The sequence below is a fragment of the Steroidobacter sp. genome, assembly GCF_016790065.1.
In the GTDB taxonomy this organism is placed as follows: domain Bacteria; phylum Pseudomonadota; class Gammaproteobacteria; order Steroidobacterales; family Steroidobacteraceae; genus Steroidobacter.
In genome coordinates, this window is the sequence record NZ_JAEUPY010000693.1 from 1 (window position 1) to 1,888 (window position 1,888).

Annotated in this window: 5 protein-coding genes; 3 read left to right on the top strand and 2 right to left on the bottom strand. The window is 59.9% G+C overall.

From position 1 onward, the window contains the following. Positions 1-420, top strand: a 420-nt coding sequence (locus JNL55_RS28550) for an FAD-dependent oxidoreductase (RefSeq protein ID WP_293862701.1), incomplete at its 5' end; no start/stop codon positions are given. Between the two features lie 45 nt (positions 421-465). Here the strand turns inward: JNL55_RS28550 and JNL55_RS28555 are convergent. Further along, positions 466-714: a hypothetical protein gene (locus tag JNL55_RS28555; protein ID WP_293862703.1), complete on the bottom strand. Its 249-nt coding sequence runs from the start codon at positions 712-714 to the stop codon at positions 466-468. Positions 715-980: 266 nt separating this feature from the next. Here JNL55_RS28555 and JNL55_RS28560 point away from each other — a divergent pair, with 266 nt between their 5' ends. Further along, positions 981-1,208 carry an addiction module protein gene (locus JNL55_RS28560; RefSeq protein ID WP_293862705.1) on the top strand — a complete coding sequence of 76 codons (228 nt, stop codon included), beginning with the start codon at positions 981-983 and terminating at the stop codon, positions 1,206-1,208. Next, complete coding sequence (locus JNL55_RS37545; RefSeq protein WP_415923180.1) at positions 1,205-1,531, top strand: type II toxin-antitoxin system RelE/ParE family toxin; 327 nt, start codon at positions 1,205-1,207, stop codon at positions 1,529-1,531. The genes JNL55_RS28560 and JNL55_RS37545 overlap by 4 nt, the downstream gene beginning before the upstream one ends. A 21-nt stretch (positions 1,532-1,552) precedes the next feature. Here JNL55_RS37545 and JNL55_RS28565 read toward each other — a convergent pair. Beyond that, the coding region (locus JNL55_RS28565; protein ID WP_293862707.1) for a MerR family DNA-binding protein at positions 1,553-1,888 on the bottom strand (336 nt) is incomplete at its 5' end.

Genomic DNA, 1,888 nt, shown 5'->3' on the forward strand with positions numbered 1-1,888 from the left:
GCCAAGTTCGGCGGCGACCCGCGCACGTATCTCACCACGGTGAAGCGCTTCAACGCCGACGCTGACGGCGCGGTGAAGGAAGTCGTGACTGTGCAGATCACTTGGGAGAAGAACGACAAGGGTGGTTTCGTACCGGTCGAAGTCGCCGGCACCGAGAAGGTGTATCCCGCTCAGCTCGTACTGCTCGCCATGGGCTTCCTCGGCCCTGAGCAGATGCTGTTGAAAGATCTCGCCGTCGAAACCGACGCTCGTAGCAACGTGAAAGCCGATCACGGCCAATTCACCACCAGTCTCAAAGGCGTCTTCGCCGCCGGCGACTGCCGTCGCGGTCAGAGCCTGATCGTCTGGGCGATCAATGAAGGCCGGGGTGCGGCGAGAGAATGCGATCGGTACTTGATGGGGACGACCGAGCTTCCCTGATCTTTTGATCTAGCGAGGGGATCGGTTGGCGATCCCCTCCACTCTTCAGCGTCCAGCCCACCAGATCCATAGCCAAGCCGCTACGACTGGCACACCGAACAACACTGAGTGAATCGGCAGCTCTTCCGCCAGGGTGTAGCCGTGCGACAGCCCCGTCTTCAGATTCAATATCGTCACTACTAGCCACGCAGCCGTGAACACGCCCGCCGCCAGTAGCCGGTGCGCCACCGGCACAAAGCGCATTACCGCCGCAGCGATGGCCAGCCCGATCACAATGATGATCAACGTACGCACGATATCTCCTCGCTGAAGTAACAGTTCATCGCGCGCGTCCGGTCGCCGGCGACCGGCCCTATGCCCGCTTGAATGTCCGCTTTCTTTCTGCCTGTAATTCTTTATACGTCATGGCTTTGTTGATGTCACACCGACTTCCATGTCCACTTTGATGTCGGCATGCTCACGCACTCAGCACTTCCCTGAATATCAATAATAGCCGCTCGGCCCGGTACTGATATTCTCCAGTGCCAGTAGACTTGTTCGCTTCTAACGGAGGTGCATCCATGCCGACTTCCTTGAAACAGATTGAAGAACAAGCGCGCGCGCTGTCCACTGAGGACCGCGCCAAGCTCGCTGAAACCTTGTTGGAATCGTTGCATTCTCCAGTTTCCGACATTGAAAGGGCTTGGGCTGAAGAAGTCGAGCATCGAATAGCAGCGTTTGATCGCGGAGAGATTTCCGCCTATTCCGCCGAGGACGTTTTCGCTGACGCGCGCCGCATCTCACGATGAATCGGGCGCGATTCACCGCGCCAGCTCGGCGTGAGTTTCTTGCGCAGGTCGCGTACTACCACATGCAGGAACCTGACCTGGCCGCCCGCTTTGTCGGGGCAGTCGAAGCCGGAGCCGCAAGAGCGCTTGCGTATCCTTTCGCTGGAGCAATGGCGTCCGAGAATGCTCGCCGCGTTTTCGTTCGTGGCTTCCCCTTCGCGGTTGTTTACCTCCCCGAGCCGGACGGCATCCTAATCGTCGCCGTTTCTCATCACTCACGCCGGCCGGAGTACTGGCATCTCCGTGTTCAGGAAACTAGTCCCGCATACGCCAGCCCCCCTTAGCTCAAGACTGCGCTCTGACGGTCACCGCGACCGCGATACAACTCTGCGCTTCTTCGACGACTTCCGTTGCTTGCGCGTCGAACTCGTTTCCGACGCGGCCAGGCCGAGGAGGCGACGGAAGGTTGGGCATTCCATGTGGCTTGGCGCGGGACACACGGCGGCGTGGCGAAGGCCGTTGCGCATGGCGGTGAGTTTGTGGATCGTGGCATCCAGTTCTGCGGCTTTGAGGGCGAGCAGCTTTCGGTTGACTCGCAGCTTGCCGTCGGGTGCGAACATCTGAGCGATCTCATCCAAGGACAGGCCAGCGGAGCGCCCGAGGGTGATCAGGGCCAGGCGCTCTAGTACGGCAGGAGCGAA